2 protein-coding genes and 1 pseudogene are annotated in these 2843 nt (G+C 41.0%); all 3 read left to right on the forward strand.

Going from position 1 to position 2843, the window contains the following annotated elements:
* Positions 1-23 precede the first annotated feature (23 nt).
* Positions 24-401 (forward strand): annotated as a pseudogene (locus tag HT736_RS12110) (adhesin); the annotation flags it as partial.
* Positions 402-551: 150 nt separating this feature from the next.
* On the forward strand, positions 552-1202 hold the full coding sequence (locus HT736_RS12115) for an LPXTG cell wall anchor domain-containing protein (RefSeq protein WP_044012429.1): 651 nt from the start codon (positions 552-554) through the stop codon (positions 1200-1202).
* Between the two features lie 222 nt (positions 1203-1424).
* Complete coding sequence (gene gla, locus HT736_RS08625; RefSeq protein WP_000348129.1) at positions 1425-2294, forward strand: aquaglyceroporin Gla; 870 nt, start codon at positions 1425-1427, stop codon at positions 2292-2294.
* The last annotated feature ends 549 nt before the right edge of the window (positions 2295-2843 follow it).

Consider the following 2843-nt stretch of genomic DNA (forward strand, 5'->3'; position numbering starts at 1 on the left):
ATGCGACTGATGAAACAAAAGAAGTGGCTGACTCAGTTACGCAAACAGTTGAACTAACAAGAACCAACAAGCGTAACAAAGTGACAGGTAAAGTAACAGCAGGAGACTGGTCAACAGGTACATGGGGTTCTCAAGACTCTCCAACTGTAACCAACTATGACGCCCCAGATAAGGCAACTGTAGCGGAAGCAACTGTAACATCAACAACTACAGATACAACCGAAGTAGTGAAATACCCACAAGCTACAGAAGATGTTAAAGAAAGCAAAACTGTTACCCGTACCATCAAGTATGTAGATGCGACTGATGAAACAACAGAAGTAGCTAGCCCAGTTACGCAAACCGTCACCTTAACGCGAACCAACAAGCGTAACAAAGTGACAGGTAAAGTAACAGAAGGAGACTGGTCAACAGGTACATGGGGTTCTCAAGACTCTCCAACTGTAACCAACTATGACGCCCCAGATAAGGCAACTGTAGCGGAAGCAACTGTAACATCAACAACTACAGATACAACCGAAGTAGTGAAATATCCGCAAGCTACAGAAGATATTAAAGAAAGCGAAACTGTTACCCGTACCATCAAGTATGTAGATGCGACTGATGAAACAACAGAAGTAGCTAGCCCAGTTACGCAAACAGTTGAATTAACAAGAACCAACAAGCGTAATAAAGTGACGAAAGTCGTGACAGAAGGTGAATGGACAACAGGCAACTGGGACGAAGTCGTATCGCCAGAAATTGAAAATTATGGTAAACCAGATTTACCAAAAGTATCGAATGCAGAAGTAACAGCAGATTCAAAAGGTACGACTATTTTGGTAAGGTATGACCGTTTATCAAGACCAGAAAAACCAATTCCAGAAATTCCAAGTCCTCAGGAACCAGGTGCTCCAGGTGAACCGACTCCAGACAAACCAAACCCACAACCAAATCCAGAGCATCCAAGTGTTCCGACACCAAACCCAGAACTACCAAATCAAGAGACTCCAATACCAGAGCTAACTCCAGAACCAGGTACTCCAAAAACTGAAATTCCAGTGAGTCCAGACCCAGAAGTTCCGACTTCTGAGACAAATAAAAGAGAGGAATTGCCAAACACAGGTCCAGAAGCGAATGCTACCTTGGCTAGCGCTGGTATCATGACCTTATTAGCTGGTCTAGGATTAGGATTCTTCAAGAAAAAAGAAGATGAAAAATAATAGATTTTAGAATCTAGGAACAAGGAAAAGCTCACAGATGTGGGCTTTTTCCTGGTTTTGAGAACGAGGTCTTTCGAGAAGATTAAAAACGCTTACAAGTTCATTAGACTGGGAAACTCTGAATCCTATTTTTTTAAAAATATTTCCAGAAATCAGTTGCTAAATAGGGTAAAAATTGATAGAATAAAGAATATCTAAAAAATTTTAAGGAGAATCTAGCAAATGGATTTCACATGGGCACTGAAATATGCCACTGAATTTTTGGGAACTGCCATTTTGATCATTCTTGGGAATGGTGCAGTTGCCAACGTTGAACTTAAAGGTACGAAAGGTCACCAAAGTGGCTGGCTCGTCATCGCTGTTGGTTATGGTATGGGGGTTATGATCCCAGCCTTGATGTTTGGTAACGTATCTGGGAACCACATCAACCCTGCTTTCACTCTAGGACTTGCAGTTAGCGGTCTTTTCCCTTGGGCACAAGTGGTACCTTACATTATCGCGCAAGTCTTGGGGGCTATCTTTGGTCAAGCCTTAGTTGTGGCAACACACCGTCCATTCTACTTGAAAACTGAAAACCCAAATAACATCTTGGGAACTTTCTCAACTATTTCAAGTATTGACCATGGTACAAAAGAAAGTCGCTATGCAGCAACTGTTAATGGTTTTGTAAACGAGTTTGTTGGTTCATTTGTTTTGTTCTTTGCAGCTCTCGGTTTGACTAAAAACTTCTTTGGTGCTGAAGTGCTTCAATACATGAAACAAATGGCAACACAAGCAGGACAGACAGTTGATTTTTCTGACTTGGCTATTAAAGCACAGGTGGCTCCACACACTGCTTCAGGACTTTCTGTGGCTCACTTGGCACTTGGATTCCTCGTTATGGCTTTGGTAACATCACTTGGAGGACCTACAGGACCTGCCTTGAACCCAGCTCGTGACTTGGGGCCACGTCTCCTTCATGCTTTCCTTCCGAAATCAGTTCTTGGTGAGAATAAAGGCGATTCAAAATGGTGGTATTCTTGGGTACCAGTAGTAGCACCTATTGCAGCAGCAATTGCGGCAGTAGCTGTATTCAAATTCCTTTATCTCTAAGAAATAGCTCCTTTAACATTTGAGTGAGCACCATTTATAAGTAAGAGAGGATCAGATTGGTTCTCTCTTTTTGATTTTTCAGGGAAATGAAAGAAAATCGACACAAACTCCTCTCCAGCAGTGGTTTAAAAGTCTCAGTGGGTTATTCCAACTTTAATGGGCTATAGTAGGTTGCAGTTGAAATAATAGACCCTTTTTCTCAAACATTGTGAGAAATTAGTTTGAATTCCCCAATCAAATTGTGCAGTTTTCATTCTACTATATATTATATTATCGGAGATGGGTTCCCTATCTTGTAAGTCTGCTTTATAGTGGGTTGAAGTTGGAATAGTCCGCCCTTCTTTCTCGAACATTGTGAGGAATTGATTTGCCTTCCTCAACAAAATGTTTAGTTTTTATTTCATTTTGCCATAAAATAAGCGATTAGGGGGCTATTCTTCGACCAACATTGGCTCTGCTGTGTCCTATGATTGTTATCGTTTTATCTGCAATCTTATACTCAATGAAAATCAAAGAGCAAACTAGGAAACTAATACTGGACTAAAATCA

This window comes from Streptococcus sp. 339, from assembly GCF_013277285.1.
GTDB lineage: Bacteria > Bacillota > Bacilli > Lactobacillales > Streptococcaceae > Streptococcus > Streptococcus pseudopneumoniae.

Excerpts from the sequence above, each read along its gene's own strand:
- gla (WP_000348129.1), top strand. The coding sequence starts at position 1,425 with ATGGATTTCACATGGGCACTGAAATATGCCACTGAATTTTTGGGAACT.